Origin of the sequence: Brachybacterium equifaecis (genome assembly GCF_023509525.1) — a bacterium.
GTDB classification, from domain to species: Bacteria; Actinomycetota; Actinomycetes; order Actinomycetales; family Dermabacteraceae; genus Brachybacterium; species Brachybacterium equifaecis.
Map to the genome: position 1 here is coordinate 88,171 of NZ_JAKNCJ010000002.1, position 19,972 is coordinate 108,142.

Annotated in this window: 19 protein-coding genes and 1 pseudogene; 13 read left to right on the forward strand and 7 right to left on the reverse strand. The window is 71.4% G+C overall.

Annotated elements, in window-relative coordinates; translation table 11 throughout:
- Positions 1 to 49: 49 nt before the first annotated feature.
- Entirely contained in the window at positions 50 to 1,135 is a 1,086-nt protein-coding gene (gene ychF, locus Bequi_RS04855) for a redox-regulated ATPase YchF (RefSeq protein WP_249736839.1), read from the reverse strand.
- 143 nt (positions 1,136 to 1,278) lie between these two features.
- Here ychF and Bequi_RS04860 point away from each other — a divergent pair, with 143 nt between their 5' ends.
- The 3 genes from Bequi_RS04860 (at position 1,279) to Bequi_RS04870 (ending at position 4,244) form a co-directional block, all read left to right on the forward strand.
- A complete protein-coding gene (locus tag Bequi_RS04860) occupies positions 1,279 to 2,541 on the forward strand; it encodes a DNA recombination protein RmuC (RefSeq protein WP_249736840.1) in 1,263 nt (420 codons plus the stop codon).
- A gap of 118 nt (positions 2,542 to 2,659) precedes the next feature.
- Positions 2,660 to 3,925: an exodeoxyribonuclease VII large subunit gene (xseA, locus tag Bequi_RS04865; RefSeq protein WP_249736841.1), complete on the forward strand. Its 1,266-nt coding sequence runs from the start codon at positions 2,660 to 2,662 to the stop codon at positions 3,923 to 3,925.
- Between the two features lie 10 nt (positions 3,926 to 3,935).
- Positions 3,936 to 4,244 (forward strand): exodeoxyribonuclease VII small subunit, encoded by a 309-nt coding sequence (locus tag Bequi_RS04870; protein WP_249736842.1) that lies wholly within the window; start codon positions 3,936 to 3,938, stop codon positions 4,242 to 4,244.
- A 76-nt stretch (positions 4,245 to 4,320) separates the two neighbouring features.
- Here the strand turns inward: Bequi_RS04870 and Bequi_RS04875 are convergent, their stop codons facing one another.
- A complete protein-coding gene (locus tag Bequi_RS04875; RefSeq protein ID WP_249736843.1) occupies positions 4,321 to 4,932 on the reverse strand; it encodes a DUF4245 family protein in 612 nt (203 codons plus the stop codon).
- 54 nt (positions 4,933 to 4,986) lie between these two features.
- Here Bequi_RS04875 and Bequi_RS04880 point away from each other — a divergent pair, with 54 nt between their 5' ends.
- The 5 genes from Bequi_RS04880 (at position 4,987) to Bequi_RS04900 (ending at position 9,749) form a co-directional block, all read left to right on the forward strand.
- Complete coding sequence (locus Bequi_RS04880; protein ID WP_249736844.1) at positions 4,987 to 5,901, forward strand: carbohydrate kinase family protein; 915 nt, start codon at positions 4,987 to 4,989, stop codon at positions 5,899 to 5,901.
- Positions 5,902 to 6,011: 110 nt separating this feature from the next.
- Positions 6,012 to 7,421, forward strand: a complete 1,410-nt coding sequence (locus Bequi_RS04885) for a class II fumarate hydratase (protein WP_249736845.1) — start codon at positions 6,012 to 6,014, stop codon at positions 7,419 to 7,421.
- 8 nt (positions 7,422 to 7,429) lie between these two features.
- Positions 7,430 to 7,894 carry a hypothetical protein gene (locus Bequi_RS04890; protein ID WP_249736846.1) on the forward strand — a complete coding sequence of 155 codons (465 nt, stop codon included), beginning with the start codon at positions 7,430 to 7,432 and terminating at the stop codon, positions 7,892 to 7,894.
- Between the two features lie 6 nt (positions 7,895 to 7,900).
- Positions 7,901 to 8,398, forward strand: a complete 498-nt coding sequence (locus tag Bequi_RS04895) for a hypothetical protein (RefSeq protein WP_249736847.1) — start codon at positions 7,901 to 7,903, stop codon at positions 8,396 to 8,398.
- Positions 8,391 to 9,749 (forward strand): hypothetical protein, encoded by a 1,359-nt coding sequence (locus Bequi_RS04900; protein ID WP_249736848.1) that lies wholly within the window; start codon positions 8,391 to 8,393, stop codon positions 9,747 to 9,749. Before Bequi_RS04895 ends, Bequi_RS04900 begins: the two co-directional genes overlap by 8 nt.
- Before the next feature lie 19 nt (positions 9,750 to 9,768).
- On the opposite strand, the pseudogene phoH2 reads toward Bequi_RS04900, so the two are convergent.
- Together phoH2 and Bequi_RS04910 are read right to left on the reverse strand one after the other, a co-directional pair.
- A pseudogene (gene phoH2, locus Bequi_RS04905) lies at positions 9,769 to 11,184 on the reverse strand (RNA 5'-3' helicase PhoH2).
- A 245-nt stretch (positions 11,185 to 11,429) separates the two neighbouring features.
- Positions 11,430 to 12,188, reverse strand: coding sequence for an isoprenyl transferase (locus Bequi_RS04910; RefSeq protein ID WP_249736849.1), 759 nt, complete (start codon positions 12,186 to 12,188; stop codon positions 11,430 to 11,432).
- A 251-nt stretch (positions 12,189 to 12,439) separates the two neighbouring features.
- Here Bequi_RS04910 and trhA point away from each other — a divergent pair, with 251 nt between their 5' ends.
- Positions 12,440 to 13,225, forward strand: coding sequence for a PAQR family membrane homeostasis protein TrhA (trhA, locus tag Bequi_RS04915; protein ID WP_249736850.1), 786 nt, complete (start codon positions 12,440 to 12,442; stop codon positions 13,223 to 13,225).
- 16 nt (positions 13,226 to 13,241) lie between these two features.
- Here trhA and Bequi_RS04920 read toward each other — a convergent pair whose 3' ends face one another.
- Both Bequi_RS04920 and mca read right to left on the reverse strand, forming a co-directional pair.
- Entirely contained in the window at positions 13,242 to 13,577 is a 336-nt protein-coding gene (locus tag Bequi_RS04920) for a hypothetical protein (RefSeq protein ID WP_249736851.1), read from the reverse strand.
- A complete protein-coding gene (gene mca / locus Bequi_RS04925) occupies positions 13,574 to 14,497 on the reverse strand; it encodes a mycothiol conjugate amidase Mca (RefSeq protein WP_249736852.1) in 924 nt (307 codons plus the stop codon). Before mca ends, Bequi_RS04920 begins: the two co-directional genes overlap by 4 nt.
- 133 nt (positions 14,498 to 14,630) lie before the next feature.
- Between mca and Bequi_RS04930 the strand changes: the two genes are divergently transcribed.
- Both Bequi_RS04930 and greA read left to right on the forward strand, forming a co-directional pair.
- Positions 14,631 to 15,152, forward strand: a complete 522-nt coding sequence (locus Bequi_RS04930; RefSeq protein WP_249736853.1) for a DUF4307 domain-containing protein — start codon at positions 14,631 to 14,633, stop codon at positions 15,150 to 15,152.
- Between the two features lie 184 nt (positions 15,153 to 15,336).
- Positions 15,337 to 15,828 (forward strand): transcription elongation factor GreA, encoded by a 492-nt coding sequence (gene greA, locus Bequi_RS04935; RefSeq protein WP_249736854.1) that lies wholly within the window; start codon positions 15,337 to 15,339, stop codon positions 15,826 to 15,828.
- A 109-nt stretch (positions 15,829 to 15,937) separates the two neighbouring features.
- Here greA and Bequi_RS04940 read toward each other — a convergent pair whose 3' ends face one another.
- Positions 15,938 to 17,224: an AI-2E family transporter gene (locus Bequi_RS04940; RefSeq protein ID WP_249736855.1), complete on the reverse strand. Its 1,287-nt coding sequence runs from the start codon at positions 17,222 to 17,224 to the stop codon at positions 15,938 to 15,940.
- A 219-nt stretch (positions 17,225 to 17,443) separates the two neighbouring features.
- Here Bequi_RS04940 and Bequi_RS04945 point away from each other — a divergent pair, with 219 nt between their 5' ends.
- Together Bequi_RS04945 and Bequi_RS04950 are read left to right on the forward strand one after the other, a co-directional pair.
- Positions 17,444 to 18,232: an ABC transporter ATP-binding protein gene (locus Bequi_RS04945; RefSeq protein WP_249736856.1), complete on the forward strand. Its 789-nt coding sequence runs from the start codon at positions 17,444 to 17,446 to the stop codon at positions 18,230 to 18,232.
- Positions 18,217 to 19,968, forward strand: a complete 1,752-nt coding sequence (locus Bequi_RS04950; protein WP_249736857.1) for a hypothetical protein — start codon at positions 18,217 to 18,219, stop codon at positions 19,966 to 19,968. The genes Bequi_RS04945 and Bequi_RS04950 overlap by 16 nt, the downstream gene beginning before the upstream one ends.
- Positions 19,969 to 19,972 lie beyond the last annotated feature (4 nt).

Below are 19,972 nucleotides of genomic sequence, written 5' to 3' on the forward strand. Positions count from 1 at the left end.
GAGTATTCCGACACTAATCGACGAAGAAAGATTAGACCATGGGAGAGTTCTACACATTAAATCTAAATTCCACCACATCCCCGTCCTGCATCACGTACTCCTTGCCCTCGATGCGCACCCAGCCCTTGGACTTGGCCTCGGCCATGGAGCCGGCCTCGATGAGGTGGTCGAAGGAGACGATCTCGGCCTTGATGAAGCCGCGCTCGAAGTCCGTGTGGATGACGCCGGCCGCCTGCGGGGCGGTCCAGCCCTTGCGGATCGTCCAGGCGCGCGACTCCTTGGGGCCGGCGGTAAGGTAGGTCTGCAGGCCGAGGGTCTCGAAGCCGGCGCGGGCCAGCTGATCCAGGCCCGACTCCTCCTGCCCGGTGCTCTCGAGCATCTCCTTGGCCTCGGCCTCGTCGAGCTCGATCAGCTCCGCCTCGAACTTCGCGTCGAGGAAGATCGCCTCGGCGGGAGCGACCATCTTGCGCAGGGCATCCTGCGACGCGGTGTCAGCGAGACCCTCCTCGTCGGTGTTGAAGACGTAGATGAAGGGCTTGGCGGTCATGAGCTGCAGGTCGCGCAGCAGGCTCACGTCGATGCCCGCATCCTTCGCGCCCTGGAACAGGGTCTTCCCGGTCTCGAGCAGCGCGGTCGCCTTGTCCATCGCGTCCAGCACGGCGGGCTCGATCAGCTTGCGCTTGACGTCCTTCTCGACGCGCTGACGGGCGTTCTCGAGAGTCTGCAGATCCGCGAGGATCAACTCGGTGGAGACGACCTCCATGTCGCCGGCGGGCTCCTCGGAGCCGGCCTGGCGGATCACGTCAGGATCGGAGAATGCGCGGGTGACCTGGCAGATCGCATCGGCCTCGCGGATGTTCGCGAGGAACTTGTTGCCGAGCCCCTCCCCCTCGCTCGCGCCCTTGACGATCCCGGCGATGTCCACGAAGGACACGGTCGCGGGCACCAGGCGCTCCGAGCCGAACACGTCCGCGAGCTGCGCGAGCCTCGGATCGGGCAGGGGCACCATGCCCACGTTCGGGTCGATGGTCGCGAACGGGTAGTTCGCCGCGAGCACCTCCGAACGGGTCAGCGCGTTGAACAGGGTGGACTTGCCGACGTTGGGCAGTCCGACGATTCCGATAGTAAGAGCCACGCCGCCGATTCTACGGGGCGGGGCCGACATCCCGGCTCCTGGGCGGGTGCCCCGGTGCGCTCCGCCACCTCCCAGCCTGCGGCCGCGACCTGCCCGGGGCGCCCGCGCTCTCGAATGTCCGACGCCCGTGATCCCATTACCACATGGACACGACCCTGCTCCCCCTGATCGCCGCGCTCATCGGCCTCCTGCTCGGGATCGCGCTCGGCGCAGCCGCGGTCTGGCTGGTGCTGCGCGAACGCATCGCCGCGGCAGACCGGCTCTCGGCTGACCGCGCCTCCCTCGATGCGGCCGCCTCGAACGCCGTGCGCGCCTCCTCAGGCCAGCTGCTGCAGCTTGCCGGCGAGCGCTTCGAGCGCGATTCCGCGCGTCGGGAAGCGGTGGAGAACGCCCGGGAGGCGGCCCTGCACCGCACGCTCGGCCCGATCGTCGAATCCCTCGGCCAGCTCGAGCGGTCTATGGCGCGCACGGAGCAGGCCCGCGTGCAGGCCGACGGCTCCCTCACCCAGCAGCTGCGGGAGCTCGCGCAGCGCTCCGCCGAGCTCGGCCGCGGGACGAACGCCCTCTCTTCCGCCCTGCGCGCGCCGACGGCGAGGGGCCGCTGGGGCGAGGTGCAGCTGCGGCGAATCGTCGAGGCCGCAGGGATGCTCGACCGGGTCGATTTCACCGAGCAGCTCACCGGTCGCGCCACCAGCGGCGACAAGGGACAGCGTCCCGACATGGTCGTGCACCTGCCGGGCGATCGCCACCTCGTGATCGATGCGAAGGCGCCGATGGACGCCTACCTCACGGCGATCGAGACCGAGCAGGTCCAGGACGATCCCGCCGCCGCCCTCGCGGCCCGGCGCGCTCATGCGAAGGCCCTGCGCGCCCACGTCGATGCCCTCGGCGCGAAGTCGTACTGGGCCGCTCTGGGGGACACCCCGGAGTTCGTGGTGCTCTTCGTACCGTCCGACGGGGTGCTCGCCGCAGCTCTGGAGGCCGATCAGGCTCTGCTCGACCACGCCTTCACCAAGGACGTCGTCGTCGCCTCGCCCGCGACGCTGATGGCGCTGCTGCGCACGGTCGCGCACACCTGGCGCACCGAGGCGCTGAACCGTGACGCCCGCTCCGTTCTCGAGGCCGGCCGCGAGCTGCACCAGCGCCTCGGGATCTTCACCGCGCACCTGAGCAAGCTCGGCCGCTCCCTCGACGCCTCCGTCGGGGCGTTCAACGAGTCCGTTGGCTCCCTGCGCTCGCGCGTCATGGTGACTGCACGCCGCTTCGAGGATGTGGGTCTGGTCGCGAGTCCACTGCCGGAGGTCGAGGAGCTGACTCAGCGCACGCGGAGCGTCGCCGACCTCCCGGCCGCCGCCGAATCGCACATCTCCTTCGGCGAGGGCGAGCGGAACGGAATCGTGGAGTGACCGGGCGCGCGGCCCGTCTCCGCCACTCCCGAGCGTCGTGGGATCGCGCTGGGGCGGTGTTGTGCACAGCGCCATCGGCGCGGCATCGAATGTCAGGGCCCCGTGGAAGAGTGAGGGCATGACCGAACCGCCCCGCCCGCAGCTTGCGGCGACCGCCGCGCAGACCACCCCGGAGAACCCGTGGCCCCTGCGCCAGCTCTCGGTGAAGCTCGGTGAGTACGTGGCGCGCATGTCCCCGATCTGGGTCGAGGGGCAGATGGTGCAGCTGAACCGCCGCCCCGGCAGCGGGCTCGCGTTCATGACGCTGCGCGACACCGAGGTCGACATGTCGTTCTCCGTGCCGATCCGCGAGAACATCCTGAAGGCGATGACGGTGGATCTAGTGCCCGGCGCCCGGGTGGTCATCCACGCGAAGCCCACTTTCTGGAACAAGCGCGGCAGCCTCCAGCTCGAGGCCGACGAGATCCGTCCCGTCGGGCTCGGCGAGCTGCTGGCCCGTCTCGAGCACCTCAAGCGGGTCCTCGCCGCGGAAGGCCTGTTCGACGAGCGGCGCAAGCAGCCGCTGCCATTCCTCCCCCGCACCGTGGGTCTGATCTGCGGGCGGGAGTCCGCTGCTGAGCGCGATGTCGTCGTGAACGCCCGGCGCCGCTGGCCCGCCGTCGAGTTCGCGATCCGCGAGGTCGCCGTCCAGGGCGACAAGGCGGTTCGCGAGGTCTCCGCGGCGCTGCGCGAGCTCGACGCGGATCCTGGCGTCGACGTCATCATCATCTCCCGCGGCGGCGGGTCGCTGGAGGATCTGCTGCCGTTCTCCGACGAGCAGCTCGTGCGCCTCGTCTCCGCCGCGAGCACCCCGATCGTCTCTGCGATCGGGCACGAGGTCGACACTCCCCTCATCGACCTCGTCGCTGACGTGCGCGCCTCCACCCCCACCGATGCCGCCAAGCGCGTGGTCCCTGACATCCAGGCGGAGATCGAGCAGCTGGAGATGCACACCACCCGCCTGCGCGGCGCGATCCGGGGCCGCCTCGAGCGGGAGCAGAGCGGGCTCGACGCGATGCGATCGCGGCCCGTGCTGGAGCGCCCGGAGAGCATCCTCGCCGGGCGCACCGACGAGATCCGCTCGCGGATCGCGCTCGCCCGCACGCTGATCGGCTCCCGCCTCGACCGCGCCTTCGACCAGGTCACCCACTTGCGCAGCCAGGTCCAGGCGCTCAGTCCCCTCGCAACCCTGGAGCGCGGATACGCAGTCGTGCAGACCCCCGCCGGGCAGGTGGTCCGCGACCCGCAGGAGGCTCCAGTCGACTCGCCCCTGTCCATCCGCGTGGCAGGCGGCCGCTTCGGCGCCGTCCGCACCGCGCACGATCCCTACGCTCCGTCCCTCTGAAGGAGGCCCCATGGCCCGCTCCACGAAGTCCGCGTCCGAGTCCGCCGTCGACGACACCCCCGACGAGGCAGACGGCTCCGTTCCCCTCGCTCCGGCTGTCTCTGCCAAGCAGCCCCTCCCCGAGGACGTCGCCCAGCTCAGCTACGAGGCTGCCCGTGACCAGCTGGTCGACATCGTCCGCCGCCTCGAATCGGGGCAGGGCGGGCTCGAGGAGTCGATCGCCCTGTGGGAGCGCGGCGAGATGCTCGCCCGCCGCTGCCAGCAGTGGCTCGATGGGGCGCGCGAGAAGCTCGAGGAGGCCGTCAGCGCCCGGCGCTGACTCAGCCCTGCACGTGCCCGACGTCGAATTTGCCCGGCGTCGAGTCAGCTCGGCGTCGAATCAACCCGGCAGCGGATCAGCCCGGAGAGATATCGCTGATCGCGAGCTCGGCGAGCGCGTCGAGCTCCTCCTGCGCGGCCTTGCCGTGCACGATCAGCCCCCAGCCATCGCCTCCGCAGGCGACAGCCCGTTGGCTCTCCTCGGTGGAGCTGTGCAGCTGCTGGCACGCGGCGCCGGCGATCGTCACGTCAGCATCGACCACGGCGCCCGGCACCGCGGTCGAGAGCAGCGGGGCACTGACCTCTCCGCTCTCCACCATGCTCACGAGCGAACCGGAGGGCGCGGTGTACCGCACCTCCCAGGTCGGCTCCGCTTTGGAGGCGTCCACCCGCGCCGAGCGCGCGACCCACTCATCGCCCGTCGCGGGGACCGCCACGGGGAAGCCGACCGTCTCCTGCGCCCTCGCGGCGCTCTGCGCGACATCGAGCCGGGAGTTCTCCGGGATCTCCCGGTCGGCCTTGCCGCCCACCCCGAAGAACAGGATCGCGACCAGTGCCACGACACCCATCGTCAGCCCCAGCGCCCACACGATGTTGCGCACCGAGACGTCGCCCGCGGTCATCGCGTAGTGCGACTTCTTCGGGGGCGCGCTGACGGGGGCCGACTGCGGATCCGGGGTGGAGGACATGGCCGCATTCTCCCGCGTTCGCTCCCGTGGGGGAAAACTGCGATGATCTGTGCTGTGAACGCCACTTTTCTGACCGTCGGCGAATCCCTGACCGACATCGTCGTCCGTCCAGGCCAGGAGCCCCAGGAGTATGCCGGAGGCTCTCCGCTCAACGTCGCCGTCGCCCTCGCGCGACTGGGACACCCCTCGCACCTGCTCACGCGCATCGGCGATGACGTCCGCGGCCGCGTGATCAAGGACCATGTCGAGGCCTCCCACGTGCGCCTCACGCCCGGCAGCATCGACACCCGCCCCACGTCCACGGCGCGCGCCGTGATCGGGGCCGGCGGCGCCGCCGAGTACACCTTCGACCTGCAATGGGACCCGGACCCCCGAGATCTCCCGCCCCGCGTCTCGGCCGTGCACACCTCCTCCATCGCGGCCGTGCTGCAGCCCGGAGCGAGCGTCGTCCAGAAGGTGCTGGACTCCTTCCGCGACCAGGCGACGCTGAGCTACGACCCCAACGCCCGGCCCGATCTCATGGGCGACCCGGCGCAGGTTCGCCCGATCGTCGAGGACCTCATCCGCCGCTGCGACGTCGTGAAGTCCAGCGACGAGGACATCGCCTGGCTCTACCAGAGCGAGGACCTCGAGGACATCGCCGCCTCCTGGCGCGACCTCGGCCCCTCCGTCGTCGCGATGACCCGCGGCGAGCACGGCGCCGTCGGCTTCGGGCCGAACGGCCGGCTCGACATCGCGCCCGTGCGCGTCGAGGTCGCCGACACCGTCGGCGCCGGTGACACCTACTCCGCCGGCATCCTCTGGGCGCTCGCGGAGGAGGACCTCCTCGGCGCCGAGAAGCGCGAGGCCCTCCGCGCCATCCCCGAGGAGACCCTGCGCTCCGTCCTCGAGCGCGCCGCGGCGATCGCTGCCGTGACCGTCTCGCGCGCCGGGGCCAATCCGCCCTGGCGCAGCGAGCTGCGCCTCTGAGCGTCGACCACCCAGCACGGGCCGCCGGCCGTCCGTCGGTCCGCACCCGCTGCCAGCAGCACCCGAGCACTCCCCCCGCACACCCCCAGCACAGAAGAACGAGGCAAGCGATGACGCAGTCCGAGTACCGCATCGAGCACGACACCATGGGCGAGGTCCGCGTGCCCATCAGCGCCCTCTACGGCGCGCAGACCCAGCGCGCGGTCGAGAACTTCCCGATCTCCGGGCAGGGCCTCGAGAGCGCGCACATCCGCGCTCTCGCCCAGGTCAAGAAGGCCGCGGCGCGCGCGAACGCCGAGCTCGGCGTCCTGGACGCGGAGCTCGCCGAGGCGATCATCGCCGCGGCCGACGAGGTCATCGCCGGCGAGCACGACGACCAGTTCCCGATCGACACGTACCAGACCGGCTCCGGCACCAGCTCGAACATGAACATGAACGAGGTGCTCGCGAGCATCGCGAACGCCGCGCAGCCCGAGGGCTCCGAGACCCGGATCCACCCGAACGACCACGTGAACTGCTCGCAGTCCTCCAACGACGTCTTCCCGACCTCCGTGCATGTCGCCGTGACCGCGTCGGTCGTCGACAGCCTCCTGCCCGCGCTCGCGCACCTCGCCGAGTCGCTCGAGGCGAAGGCAGAGCAGTGGAAGGGCGTCGTGAAGTCCGGGCGCACCCACCTCATGGACGCGACCCCGGTGACCCTCGGCCAGGAGTTCGGCGGCTACGCCGCGCAGGTCCGCTACGGCATCGAGCGCGTCGAGTCGGCCCTTCCGCGCACGGCGGAGGTGCCCCAGGGCGGCACCGCCGTCGGCACCGGCATCAACACCCCCGCCGGCTTCCCCCAGAAGGTCATCGCGAACCTCGCCGAGCAGACCGGCCTGCCCCTCACCGAGGCGCGCAACCACTTCGAGGCGCAGTCCGCGCGCGACGGCCTCGTCGAGATGAGCGGCGCGCTGCGCACCTATGCCGTCTCCCTCACGAAGATCTGCAACGACCTGCGCTGGATGGGTTCCGGCCCCAACACGGGCCTCGGCGAGATCGCCATCCCCGACCTCCAGCCCGGCTCCTCGATCATGCCCGGCAAGGTCAATCCCGTCATCCCCGAGGCCGTGCTGATGGTCTGCGCGAAGGTCGTCGGCAATGACGCGGCGATCGCCTGGGGCGGCTCGCAGGGCTCCTTCGAGCTCAACGTGCAGATCCCGCTGATGGGCACGAGCCTGCTGGAGTCGATCCGCCTGCTCGCCAACGCCTCCACGGTGCTGGCCGACAAGACCGTCGACGGCCTCACCGCGAACGAGGAGAAGGCCCGCTTCTACGCCGAGGCCTCCCCCTCGATCGTCACGCCGCTGAACAAGCTCATCGGCTACGAGAGCGCCGCGAAGATCGCCAAGCACGCCGTGAACGAGCAGATCTCCGTGCGCGAGGCGACGATCGCGCTGGGCTTCGTGGAGCGCGGCGAGCTCACCGAGGAGCAGCTAGACTCCGCCCTCGACGTCCTGTCCATGACCGCGCCGAAGGCCTGAGGCGCGCGATGGCGAAGGCGATCATCCGCCCCTACCGATTCGCGGAGGGCCACGACCTCGGGCCGTGGAGCGCGGAGAACGAGATCCGCATCGTGATGACGATCGTGTTCTCCCGCGGCTCCGCGCGCCGCATGAACGACCTGTTCGACCGGTGGATGCGCACGCTCGCCCCCGATCTGGACAGCGACCTCTCGATCGAGCGCGCCGCCCTGCTCGGCGGCTGCGCGCTCGAGCGCACCAACGACGCCGGCGGGAACGTCGATTTCGTGATCCGCTCGGGCGGGGCCGACGGCATCGACCTCGCCGCGTCGCGGTACATCGACATCTGCGACATCGTGCGCGCGAACGATCCCGACGCCGACGTCTCCTACGCGGAGCTCTGGCGCACGCCGCGCACCGTGGAGGAGTTCCGCCGCACCCGGCAGGAGAAGCACCCCTCTCCCGACTGGGTGCGGGTCGCCGAGGAGGACTGAGGACCCATGTCGACATCGCACCGCGCCTCCGGCACGCCCACCGGCGACCGCCACGAGGAAGCCGCCGCGGGCGCTCCGGGGCTGCCCGGCTTCGCTCCCTACCGCGAGGACCTTCCCCCGTGGCTCGGCGAAAGGCTCGTGCGGCTGCGCGTGCGCGCCGTGCCCTCCGCCGGTCGCGCGGACGCGGTCCGCGAGTCGCTCGATGCGTGGATGCGCGATCTCACCCGGGATGAGCAGTCCTCTCTCCCGCCGGAGCGAGCAGGTCTGTGGGGCGCTGCCGTCATCGAGCGCGAGAGCACCGCGGACGGCGAGAGGATCGTGATCTTCTCCGGCGGCGAGGACGGCATCGAGTCGGCCGGCGGTGTCTACGAGGACGTTCGCGAGCTGCTCGTCGGCGCCGACCCGCAGATCACCGGCACCCTGCATGAGGACCGGCCCTCCACGCTCGAGGAGCTCGAGGCGACGCGGGATCCGTCGGCCCACCCCGGGACCCGCCATGGCTGAGAGGGGTGCCGCGCGCTCCCCCAAATTGCCCGTCCAGCCCCTGCCGATGTCCTGGGGCCGGGCCGTCCTCGAAGGCTCGGCGAGCGGTGCCCTCGGCTCGCTCATCGGGGTTCTGCTCGCGCTGATCGGCGTGTTCGCGCTCGGCATGCCCTACGAGGTCGCCGGCGTCGGCAGCTACGAATGGAACGACCTGTACCCCCGCAACGTCCTCGGCGGCATGATGCTCTGGGGTGCGGTGATGGGCTCGATCGCCGTCGCTCTGCGCCTGCTGGCCCGCCAGCACGCGGTGCGGCTGGCGGACCGCAGCGCCGATGGGCACCGTCCGCCCGCGTACGAACGATCCGCTCTGGCCCGCTCCTGGATCATCACCCTGTTCTGGATCGTGCTGGCGCTGGAGGTCTTCGTCGGCGGCATCCTCCTGGTGATCGCTCTCGTGATGCTCTTCTCGGATCCCGGCACGGAATCACTGATCTTCCTCGCGGCGGTGGGCATCCCCGTTCTCGCAGGCGTCGCCTTCCTCGTCGGCGGCCGACGCGTGCTGCAGCCGCGCTGGGCGGCTCGCTGGGAGAACATCCGCGAGCGCTGGCCTGCGACCTCGGCCGAGCCCTTCCTGACCCGCGTTCCCCGGGCGTCCGCGCTGACCGAGCGCGTCGGCTGGGCATCGAGCATCCTCTTCGGGCTCGCCCTGATCAGCGGGCTGCTCAGCATGATCCTCCTGACGCGGAGGACGTGGAGCAGCAGCGGCCAGGAGGTCGAGACCGTCAGCGCGTCGGCTCCGGGATACGCCACGGGGATCTGGCTCGGCATCGCCTGCGGTGCCCTGCTCCTGCTGGCCCTGCTCGCCTTCCTGGTGGAGCAGACTCTCGCTGCGCTCCGGCGCCGCACCGAGTTCCGCCGCCACCTCGACGGCCGGGCCGACGATGCGCACGATGCCGCTCGTGAGGCGCTCACCGCTCCGCCGGGCAGCTTCCTCGGTCTCGCCCTCACCGTCATCAGCGGCGCGCTCGTGCCGTTCGCCCTCGGCGCCGACATCAGTCTCCTGGACCCCACTGCCGCCATGCGCGCCGAGATCGCCGTGGTGCGCTGGGCTCTCGTACCGGCGGCCCTGTTCGGCGTGCTCGGCGCGCTCATCCTCATCTGCGGCCGGCATGCCAAGACCCGCCAGCAGACCGACCTGCTCGCCGCGTTCCCCGGAATCGATCCCATCCCGGCTCTCGCTCCCGGCACGAGCAGGACGGACAGCGACAAGGAGTCCTTCCACCGGGCCGGCCCCGACGAGGAGATCGACGTCGAGGCGTCCCTGCGCCGCGCCCGCGACACGGCCCACGTGTTCGGCGACGTGGAGGGCTGACGCTGGGCGATCGCCGCCCTCACACCACCGGCGCATCCAGCACGTCCGTCACGAGCTGGGCCACCTTCGACCGCTCCGAGCGCTGCAGGGTGATGTGGGCGAACAGGTCGCTGGACTTCAGCGCCTCCACCACGCTCGCGATGCCGTCGTAGCGTCCGACGCGCAGGTTGTCGCGCTGGGCGATGTCGTGGGTGAGGACGACGCGCGAGCGCTGCCCGATGCGGGAGAGCATCGTCAGCAGCACGTTGCGCTCGAGGGACTGCGCCTCGTCCACGATCACGAACGCGTCGTGCAATGAGCGGCCGCGGATGTGCGTGAGCGGCAGGACCTCGAGCATCCCGCGCGAGAGCACCTCATCGATGACGTTCTGGGCGACCATCGAGCCGAGGGTGTCGAACACGGCCTCCGCCCACAGGCCCATCTTCTCGCCCTGGTCGCCGGGCAGGAATCCGAGCTCCTGCCCGCCGACCGCGGACAGCGGACGGAACACGAGGATCTTCCGCTGCGTGCGCCGCTCCAGCACCGCCTCGAGCCCCGCGCACAGGGCCAGCGCGCTCTAGCCGGTGCCGGCGCGGCCGCCGAGGCTGACGATGCCGATGCTCTCGTCGCTCAGCAGGTCGATCGCCACGCGCTGCTCGGCGCTGCGCCCGGTCACCCCGAAGACCTGCTGGTCGCCGGGCACGATCTGCACATCCCCGCTGCGGGTCACGCGGCCCAGCGCGCTGCCCCGGGGGCTGGAGAGGCTGACGCCCGTGTGCACGGGGCTGTGCGCGATCGCGGGAACGCGGATCAGCTGCCCGTCGTACAGGCGCGACATCTCCTCCTCGCCGATCTCGGCAGTGACCATGCCGGTGTATCCGCGGTCGCGCGCGAGCTCGGCGCGATACTCCTCGGCGTGGATCCCGCAGGCCGAGGCCTTGATGCGCAGCGGCAGGTCCTTCGAGACCAGCACCACGGCGCCGCCGTCCAGCTGCAGGTTCTTCGCCACGGCGATGATCCGGGTGTCGTTGTCGCCGAGCCGGAAGCCGTCGGGCAGCGCGGCATCGGAGGTGTGGTTCAGCTCGACTCGCACGTGCCCGCCGTGATCGCCGATCGGCAGGGGCGAGGCGAGACTGCCGTGGCGCTCGCGCAGGTCGTCGAGGATCCGCAGGGCCTGGCAGGCGAAATAGCCGAGATCCGGATGGTGGCGCTTGGCCTCGAGCTCGGTGATCACCACGATCGGCAGCACGATGTCGTGCTCGGCGAAGCGGGTCAGCGCGAGCGGGTCTGCGAGCAGCACAGAGGTGTCCAGCACGTAGGTCAGGGTGCCGGGGGCGAGATCCGGGATCGCCTCCTGGGCGAGGTAGGAGACCACGTCCGCCCGGGGCGCGGATCCGGCCCCTCGTGATCCGGTCCCGTGCGCTTCGCGGGTCTCGTGCAGTGAGGTCTGGGTCATCGCTGGCCTCCGGTTCGTGCCCGGTCCCGGTGGTGCGTGCGGCCGACGATCCCTTGGCGTCGCGGCCCTCGCGCGGCCCCGTCCGGTGCTCCTGCTGGCACGCTATACGCGCGGCGGGATCCGATGGAGCGCGCCGCGCGAGCAGTCGGGGCCCCGACGGCAGACGTTCACCCGCCCGTCATACGAGACGAGCAGGTGCGTTCCGACGCGTCGGCGAACAGCTCCCGGCCCCGGGCTCCTCCGCCTCAGCTCCCGAAGCGCCGCTCGCGCTGGCAGAAGTCGCGCAGCGCGCGCAGCAGATCGACCCGGCGGAACCCGGGCCAGTTGGTCTCGCAGAACCAGAACTCCGAGTGGGCCGACTGCCACATCAGGAAGCCGGAGAGCCGCTGCTCGCCGGAGGTGCGGATGATGAGATCCGGATCGGGCTGGCCGCGCGTGTAGAGGCGCTCACCGATGCCCTCCATGGTGATGGCCGCGGCGATCTCCTCGGGGCTGCGTCCTTCGGACCCGAGATCGAGCACCAGCTCCCGCACGGCGTCGACGATCTCCTCGCGACCGCCGTAGCCGATGGCCACGTTCACGGTGAGCTGCTTGTCCGCCGGGCTCGACTCCTGGACCTGGCGGATGCGCTCGCGGGTGGTCTCGGGGAGGGCCTCCACGCTCCCGGCCAGACGCACGCAGTAGCCCGCCGCGGCGATCGCCTCGACGGTCTCGGCGATGATCTCCACGAGCTGGGCGAGCTCGTCGGCGGGCCGGCGCAGGTTGGCTGTCGACAGCATCCACACCGTGACCAGCGGGATCTCGAGCTCCTCGCACCAGGTGAGGAACTCGGTGATCTTGGCGGCGCCCATCCGGTGGCCCTCGGCGGCGGGCTTGCCCGATGCCTTCGCCCAGCGCCGGTTGCCGTCCACGATCACGCCGAGGTGGCGGGGCAGATCGTATGCCTCCAGCTCGCGCATGAGGCGGCGCTCGTAGACGCGGTACAGGAGTCCGTCGTCATCCATCGGCCGTGCTCCTTCTGCCGTCGCGGGTGCTGCGGTGGGCGCCGCTGGAGCCCCGCGCAGGGCGCCGAGGCGCTCGGACCATTATCGGGCATGGGGCCGCATCGCCGCGGCGGTCTCCACCTCTGCCCCGAGGCTCTCACCGAGTCGGCACGAATCCCTCACCTGCGCGGCGCGCATCCCCCTCACGGGCACGGTGCGCATCCCTCGGGAGGCCGCCCCGAACCTACGCGACCGTAGGTTAGGCTCGCGGCATGACCCCTTCGGCGCGCCCCACCGATACCCCGCGCCGCGGCGCACGGATCGATCCCCCTCTGCGCGACGAGGACATCCCCCTCGCGGCGGATCATCCGTTCGCCCCGCGCACCCTGAGCCGCGCGATGGCCCGGCGCGCCGCAGAGCTCGGCCTGCAGCTGCCGAAGCCGAGGCTGCGCGGGATGATCCACCTGCTGAGCCTGCCGCTCGTGCTCTTTCCAGGCCTGGTGCTGGTCGCCTCCGGCACGGACCTCCCGGCGCGACTGGCCACGGCCGTGTTCGTCGCGACCGCAGCGCTGCTGTTCGGCGTGAGCGCGATCTACCACCGCGGCACCTGGTCGCCGCGGCACGCGCTCATGCTGCGTCGCTTCGACCACGCGAACATCTTCCTCATCATCGCGGGCACGTACACGCCGCTGGCGATCACGCTGCTGCCGCCGCGGTCTGCCGCGATCCTGCTCAGCATCGCCTGGGGCGGCGCGGCGATCGGGGTGGCGTTCCGCCTGTTCTGGACCGCCGCACCGCGCTGGCTCTACGTGCCCGCCTACATCGCTCTGGGCTGGGTGGCGGTCTTCTACATGCCGCAGTTCCTGGCCGCCGGCGGCCCGGCCGTGGTGTGGCTGCTGGTCCTCGGCGGCCTCGGCTACACCGCCGGCGCGGTCATCTACGGGCTCAAGCGCCCGAATCCCTCGCACGCCTGGTTCGGGCACCACGAGCTCTTCCACGCCGGCACCGCGATCGGCTTCGGCTGCCACTTCGCCGCCGTCGCTCTCGCGGTGACCTGAGCACAGACCCCCCAGCTCAGCGCAGCGGCTCGTCGCCGTCCCGCTCCGGCTGGGCGCCGGTCTCGGCCGACGAGCCCCGCTCCGCGTCTGCGCGCGCGTCCGTCGGCGCGTCGGAGCCGTCTCCGGCCTCGCGCGCCGCTTCGCTCTGCTCCCAGGCCTGGCGCTCCTCGGCGTTCGCCCGCGCCTGGATGCGGCGGACCCGGCGCGAGAGGTCGACCATGAGGAAGACGACGACCAGCGCCAGCAGGAACATCACCACGAATCCTCCGAGGCCTGGGGACACGCTGACCAGCGTGAATCCTTCGCCGCCGTCGGAGGGCCCTGCGGGCGCGGCCAGCCAGAGCCCGTTCATCGCAGGCCTGCGAACAGGTCGGTCTCGGGCAGCGTGACGCCGATGCGGGAGGCGCGCAGCTCGTAGTCGTCGGTCGCCCAGCCCGCCGCCTTCTGGACGTCATTGGCGACGCGGAAGAAGAAGCCGTCGGGATCGACCTGCGTGGCGTGCGCGAGCAGGGCCGCGTCGCGCACCTCGCGGTAGTCCGAGACGTCCACGCGCGTGGTGATCAGGCGGTCGCTGCCCTCGTCGAAGTTCCCGAGGAACGACTCGAGCTCCTCGTCGGCCCGGTCGTTCTCGCGCAGGTAGCGCGCGATGCCCGCCAGGCGCTGCCGGGAGAAGCCGTTGATGTAGTAGAGCTTGGAGACGGTCCACGCCTCGCCGAGCTCGGGGGCGTACTGCGGATCCCCCGCACGATCGAAGGCGAAGACGCTGATGCGGTGCGCCTGGATGTGATCGGGGTGGGGGTACCCGCCGTTCTCGTCGTACGTGCTCAGCACGTGCGGGCGCAGTCGCCGGATCGCGGCGATCAGCGGGCGCGCCGCCTCCTCCACGCTCATCAGGGCGAAGCAGCCCTCCGGCAGCGCGGGCAGCGGATCCCCCTCGGGCAGACCCGAGTCCACGAAGCCCAGCCACTCGTGGTCCACGCCCAGGACCGCCTGCGCGGCGGCCATCTCGGCGCGCCGAACGGCGGGGAGATCGGCGAGAAGGGACTCGTCGTCCTGGAGGCGGGGGTTCAGGATGTCTCCGCGCTCGCCCCCGGTGCAGGTGATGACGGTGACCGCCGCGCCTTCGCGCACGTACCGCGCCATGGAGCCTGCGCCCTTGCTCGACTCGTCGTCGGGGTGGGCATGGACGGCGAGCAGGCGCAGCTGCTCCGCGGGATCGTGCGGAGCGCCGGCGGCGCTGCGCACGGAGGGGTCAGGGCGGACGTCGGCCACGGACTCACCTTCGGTGTCGAGGATTCGGGGGCCTCCGGGAGCCGGAGGCACGGTACGAGGCTACGCCACCGCGGGCCTCGGGCCTCAGCCCGTTCGCAGGAGTTCACATCCGCTCATCTGGGACAATCGCTGCATGTCCTCCGCCGCGCCGTCCCCTGAGCCGACCGCCGCGCCGCTCGCCGCGCCGTCCGACGGGCAGCCCGCCGCCCTGTCAGCCGGGCCGTCCGACGGGTCGTCCGAGGGGCAGCCCGACCTGCAGTCCAGGGGCCCGGCCCGCCCGGATCTCGAGGCGCGCTACGGCGGGCCGCTCATCTCCCGGCGTGCGACGCACGTGCTCCTCGGCATCGGTGCCGCCGTCGCGATCGCCGTGCTGGCGATGGTGGGGCTGCGGTACACGGTCGATCCGATCCGCGCCGAGACGGTCGCGTACGACCATCTGGATGCCCAGCGGATCGCGATCTCCTTCCAGCTCACGGCGCCTCCGGGAACCGCTGTGCGCTGCAGCCTGGAGGCGCTGAACGAGGGGCGCGCGCAGGTCGGATTCCTCGAGGTCGACGTCCCGGCGCAGTCCGAGCGCCAGAGCATCCACCGCGTGGAGGTCGCCACGCAGGGCGACGCCGTGAGCGGTCAGGTCCTGGAGTGCGCTCCCCGCTGAGCCGATGGGCGAGGCCGGTCCCTGGCCCCGCTCAGGGGGTGCGCGGTAGACTGCTCCGAATGCCGAGTCCCGCTCGGCGACCATCATCCGCTCACGGGGCGCATCCCGCATGTGCCCCGTGCTTCGCGTCCGGCCTCCGCCCGAGCGATCGCCGCGCGCCCCATGACACCCGAGGAGTGCTCCCATGAGCAGTCAGAACCAGGGATCCTGGCTCACCCAGGACGCCTTCGACCGCCTCTCCGCCGAGCTCGCTGAGCTGGAGGGCCCCCGCCGCACCGAGATCGCAGAGCGCATCGCCGCAGCTCGCGACGAGGGCGATCTCAAGGAGAACGGCGGCTACCACGCCGCGCGCGAGGAGCAGGGCAAGAACGAGGCCCGCATCAACGAGCTCACCTTCCTGCTGAAGAACGCCGTGGTCGGCGAGACCCCGAAGGACGACGGCGTCGTCGAGCCCGGCATGGTCGTGACCATCACGATGGCCGGCGCCGAGCGCACCTTCCTGCTGGGCAATCGCGAGATCGCCGACGAGGGCGATGACCTCGAGGTCTACTCGAGCGAGTCCCCCCTCGGCGCCGCGATCCACGGCACCAAGGTCGGCGACAAGATCGACTACGTCGCGCCGAACGGCAAGACTCTCGCCATCGAGATCCTCAAGGCCACGCCGTACAAGGCCTGACCTGCTCGCGCGCACCCGGATCGTGCGCAGCGCAGGAGGACGCAGAAGGAGCCGGCCCCCTCGGGGGCCGGCTCCTTCTTCATGCCCGGATCGTCAGGTCCGCAGACGCTCAGCGCACCTGATCGGAGCGGCGGCTCACCGTGCGCTTCATCAGCTGGGCGACGGAGGTGGAGCCGGTCGCGCGGCCGTCCTTCCGAGCGAGCGCCTCCTCCTGCTCCTTGGTGTACTTCGGCTGCGGCGGGGCGAGCAGCTCCTCATGGGCGGCCTGGTCCTCGCCGAGCTCCGGGGAGGGGTCCCGCCCCGTGAGGTAGAGCAGCGTCGCGTTGACGAAGGCGATCAGCGGGATGGCGAACAGGGCGCCGGCGATCCCGGCCGTCAGCGCGCCGGCGGTCACCCCGAGGAACACCGCCAGCGGGTGCAGCTCCACGGCCTTGCCCATGAGGACGGGCTGGAGGATGTTGCTCTCGAGCTGCTGCACGATCAGCACCGCGGCCAGCATGCCGAGCGCGAAGGCCCAGCCCTTCAGCACGAACACGATCAGCACGGCGATGGCGCCGGAGACGACCGCGCCGACCAGCGGCACGAACGAGAACAGGAACACGAGCATCCAGATCGGCACCGCGTAGGCTCCGGTGCCGAGGACGACCATGCCGAGCGCGATGCCGGTCGCATCGACCGCGGCCACGAGGATCTGCGTGCGCATGTACGCGGAGAGGGCCTTCCAGCCGCGGCGGAAGGACTCGTGCACGGGGACGCGCGCCTCCGGGGGGAGCAGCCCGACGCACCAGCGCCAGATCGACTGCCCGTTGGCGAGCAGGAACAGCAGCGTGAACAGGGCGACGATGATCCCGGTGCCGATGGTGCCGACCACCGACACGGTGGAGAACGCTCCGGAGATCAGGCGGCCCGAGTTCTCCTGGATCTTCGCGAGCGCCTCGGAGGTGACCGTGTCGAGCCAGCCGCTCTTCTCGATGTTGAAGGTCTGGGTCGCCCAGTCGAGCATCCCCTGGAAGCCGGAGACGGCCTTGACCGAGATATCGGAGGCCTGATCGACGAGCTGGCGGCCCGCGAGGTACGCCATGCCCACGACCACCACGATGAGGCCGACGAGCGCGAGCGCGCTCGCGGCGAGGCGGCCGAGGAAGGTGTGCTTGGTGAGCAGGTTGACCAGCGGCATCATGAACGAGGCGATCAGCACGGCGATGAGCACCGGGACCACGAGGGTCGCGAGCTTCACCAGTCCCCAGATGATCAGCGCGAACGCCGCTGCGATGATGAGGAAGCGCCAGGACCACGCGCCGAGGCGGCGCACGCCGATCGGGATCTCCTGCACCTCCTGCGGTGCGCTCGCAGCGCGCGCGGCACTCGCAGCGCGCAGGTTCCGGGGCTTCAGCATGAGGTCTCCTCCTCGGGGGGCAGCCCATCCGGGCCGGTGGGATTCACCCCGATCCTAGTTCCCGCCCTCCGCGAGGCCCCGCGCGCTGAGGCGTTTGTGACGCACTCCGGCCCGATCCCGGCCCTGGCCCGCTCCTGGGCGCGCACCCCCGACGAAGGTCGCCCCTGGGGCCGACGGCAGGAGGGCGCGCCGTCGGCACCGGCTGGATAGCCTGGGCGCATGAGCGAACCGACCCCCGCCCTCCCCTCGGCCTCGGAGCCCGCCCTGCGGATCCAGGGCCTGCAGAAGTCCTTCGACGGCACCCCCGTCGTGCACGGCATCTCCCTGGACGTCCCGCGCGGCTCCTTCTACGGGATCGTCGGCCCGAACGGCGCCGGCAAGACGACCACCCTGTCGATGGCCACGGGCCTGCTGCGGCCCGACGCCGGCACCGCGCAGATCCTCGGGGTCGACATGTGGACCGAGCCCGAGCGCGCGAAGGCGCAGATGGGCGTGCTGGCCGACGGCCTGCGCACCTTCGACCGCCTCACCGGCCGCGAGCTGCTGAGCTACGTGGGCCTGATCCGAGGGATGGAGGCCTCCGTCGTCGAGGAGCGCAGCCAGTCCCTGCTCGAGGCGATGGACCTCGCGGGCGAGAACGGCAAGCTCGTCGTGGACTACTCCGCGGGCATGACGAAGAAGATCCTGCTGGCCTGCGCGCTGCTGCATGCGCCGCGGCTGCTGGTGCTCGATGAGCCGCTCGAGGCGGTCGATCCCGTCTCGGGCCAGCGCATCCGCCAGATCCTGCGGTCCTTCGTCGCCGGCGGGGGCACCGTGGTGCTCTCCAGCCACGTGATGGAGCTGGTCGAGGAGCTGTGCTCGCATGTCGCGATCATCGCCCGGGGAGAGATCCTCGAGGCCGGCACGACCGAGCAGGTGCGCGCCGGCGGCAGCCTTGTCCAGAAGTTCCTGGACCTCGTGGGCGGGGCCGACGTCGCCGAGGGGAGCCTGGCATGGCTCGCGCAGTGACCTCCTCCCCCGCGCCCGCGACGGGTGCCGACGGCGCTGCTGGCGCACCGGACCTCGCGAGCTCCGACGCGGCCCTGCACGGCAGCATCTCCCGCTCCGCCCTGGCGCGGCTCATGGCCCGCCTCAAGTGGACGCTGTGGAAGCGGTCCTTCCGCAAGAACACCGGAAAGATCATCGGCACCGCCATCGGCCTGCTCTACGGGATCGGCGGTCTCGGCGCCGTGCTCTCGCTGATGGCCGGAACCCTGTTCGGCGGCGGCGGCGACGGCCCCCTCTTCCCGCTGCTGGTGCGCGGTCTCGGCGCTGCGGCTCTGCTCGCCTGGCTGCTGGTGCCGCTGCTGGCCTTCGGCCTGGACGACACGCTGGATCCGCGGCGCTTCGCACTGCTGCCGCGCCGGGCGAGGGAGCTGCAGGTGCCGCTGTTCGTCGCCTCCCTGGTCTCCCTGCCCGCGCTCTTCACCGTGATCGCCGCCGCGATCGTGACGGTCTTCGAAGCCATCTGGATGCTGACGGCGGGACTGGACCCGCTGCCGATGGTCGCCGGTCTCGTGGCGCTGATCCCCGCGAACCTCGCGGGCATCGCCCTGTGCCTGCTGCTGCCGCGCGCGATCCTCGCCCACAGCGCCGTGCGCACCACCTCCCGCCGTGCCCGGGAGATCGGCGGAGTGCTCGGCATCGTCATCGTCCTCGCCGTCGCCTACGGCGCGAGCATCGGACTGCAGTCCCTGGCCCGCGCTGATCTCGACCGCCTCGTCGAGATCGCGAGGTCGGTGGTGCGGGTGGCGACCTCGACCCCCCTCGGCGCCCTGTTCTCGGTGCCGCTCGACCTCGCCGAGGGCCACGTGATCCCGGCGCTCCTGCGCGCGCTCATCGGCGCCGCCGCGATCTGGGGGGTGTGGCTCTGGTGGCGGCGCAGCATCGATCTTGCGATGCGCTCGGCGCTGGTCGGGGAGGCCTCGAGCGGGGCCGCGAAGGTCTCGCCGCTGGTGCCCCGCGGGGTGAAGCCCTCAGCGTTCGGCGCGGTGATGGGACGTTCGCTGCGCTACTGGAAGCGCGATGCGCGCTATCTCGCGTCGATCGCGATCATGCCGGTGATGCTCATCTTCTTCGTCGCGATGAGCCTCGTGCTGCCCGAATCGGGCTTCATGGGCATCACCGGGCTGCTGCTGGTCGCCGGTCTCTCCGGCATCTCGCTGATGAACGAGTACGGGTTCGACGGCCCCGCGGGCTGGGTGAACCTCACCGCGGGCCTGGATCCGAAGGCCAACGTGCGCGGCCGGATCGCGGCGATGGCCGTGCTCGCCGCGCCGTTCCTGCTGGTGATGGCTGTGGCGATCCCGCTTCTCGCCGGTGCGCCGGAGCAGATCGGCGTGACCGTGCTCGGGACCATGGGGCTGATGCTCGGAGGCTGGGGTGCCGCTTCGCTGATCGGCACGCTCCTGCCCTACCCGACCGCAGCCCCTGGCACGAGCCCGATGAAGGACCGCTCGGCCTCGAGCGCGAACGCGATGATCGCGGTGGCTGTCGGGATGCTCGCCGTGACCGTGCCGCAGCTCCCCGCGGCGGCGGTCGTGGTGTGGGGCCTGGTCACGGGCTCCTCGGGCATCGTGCTCGCGGGCGGGGTCCTGAGTCTGCTGACGGGGATCGTGCTGCTCGTGGTCGGCGTGGGGCTCGCCGAGCGCAGGCTCGAGCGCCGCTATCCGGACCTGTTCCAGAAGGTCCGCGCCCACGTGTGAGCGA

What these genes read in the sequence shown, in the direction of transcription:
- Bequi_RS04920 (WP_249736851.1), bottom strand. Translation starts at nt 13,577, where the DNA reads ATGAACGGGCTCTGGCTGGCCGCGCCCGCAGGGCCCTCCGACGGCGGC.
- Bequi_RS04945 (WP_249736856.1), top strand. Translation starts at nt 17,444, where the DNA reads ATGAGCGAACCGACCCCCGCCCTCCCCTCGGCCTCGGAGCCCGCCCTG.
- xseA (WP_249736841.1), top strand. Translation starts at nt 2,660, where the DNA reads ATGACCGAACCGCCCCGCCCGCAGCTTGCGGCGACCGCCGCGCAGACC.
- Bequi_RS04885 (WP_249736845.1), top strand. Translation starts at nt 6,012, where the DNA reads ATGACGCAGTCCGAGTACCGCATCGAGCACGACACCATGGGCGAGGTC.
- greA (WP_249736854.1), top strand. Translation starts at nt 15,337, where the DNA reads ATGAGCAGTCAGAACCAGGGATCCTGGCTCACCCAGGACGCCTTCGAC.
- Bequi_RS04930 (WP_249736853.1), top strand. Translation starts at nt 14,631, where the DNA reads ATGTCCTCCGCCGCGCCGTCCCCTGAGCCGACCGCCGCGCCGCTCGCC.
- Bequi_RS04910 (WP_249736849.1), bottom strand. Translation starts at nt 12,188, where the DNA reads ATGGATGACGACGGACTCCTGTACCGCGTCTACGAGCGCCGCCTCATG.
- Bequi_RS04900 (WP_249736848.1), top strand. Translation starts at nt 8,391, where the DNA reads ATGGCTGAGAGGGGTGCCGCGCGCTCCCCCAAATTGCCCGTCCAGCCC.
- Bequi_RS04870 (WP_249736842.1), top strand. Translation starts at nt 3,936, where the DNA reads ATGGCCCGCTCCACGAAGTCCGCGTCCGAGTCCGCCGTCGACGACACC.
- Bequi_RS04895 (WP_249736847.1), top strand. Translation starts at nt 7,901, where the DNA reads ATGTCGACATCGCACCGCGCCTCCGGCACGCCCACCGGCGACCGCCAC.
- trhA (WP_249736850.1), top strand. Translation starts at nt 12,440, where the DNA reads ATGACCCCTTCGGCGCGCCCCACCGATACCCCGCGCCGCGGCGCACGG.
- Bequi_RS04950 (WP_249736857.1), top strand. Translation starts at nt 18,217, where the DNA reads ATGGCTCGCGCAGTGACCTCCTCCCCCGCGCCCGCGACGGGTGCCGAC.
- Bequi_RS04890 (WP_249736846.1), top strand. Translation starts at nt 7,430, where the DNA reads ATGGCGAAGGCGATCATCCGCCCCTACCGATTCGCGGAGGGCCACGAC.
- Bequi_RS04940 (WP_249736855.1), bottom strand. Translation starts at nt 17,224, where the DNA reads ATGCTGAAGCCCCGGAACCTGCGCGCTGCGAGTGCCGCGCGCGCTGCG.
- Bequi_RS04875 (WP_249736843.1), bottom strand. Translation starts at nt 4,932, where the DNA reads ATGTCCTCCACCCCGGATCCGCAGTCGGCCCCCGTCAGCGCGCCCCCG.
- Bequi_RS04860 (WP_249736840.1), top strand. Translation starts at nt 1,279, where the DNA reads ATGGACACGACCCTGCTCCCCCTGATCGCCGCGCTCATCGGCCTCCTG.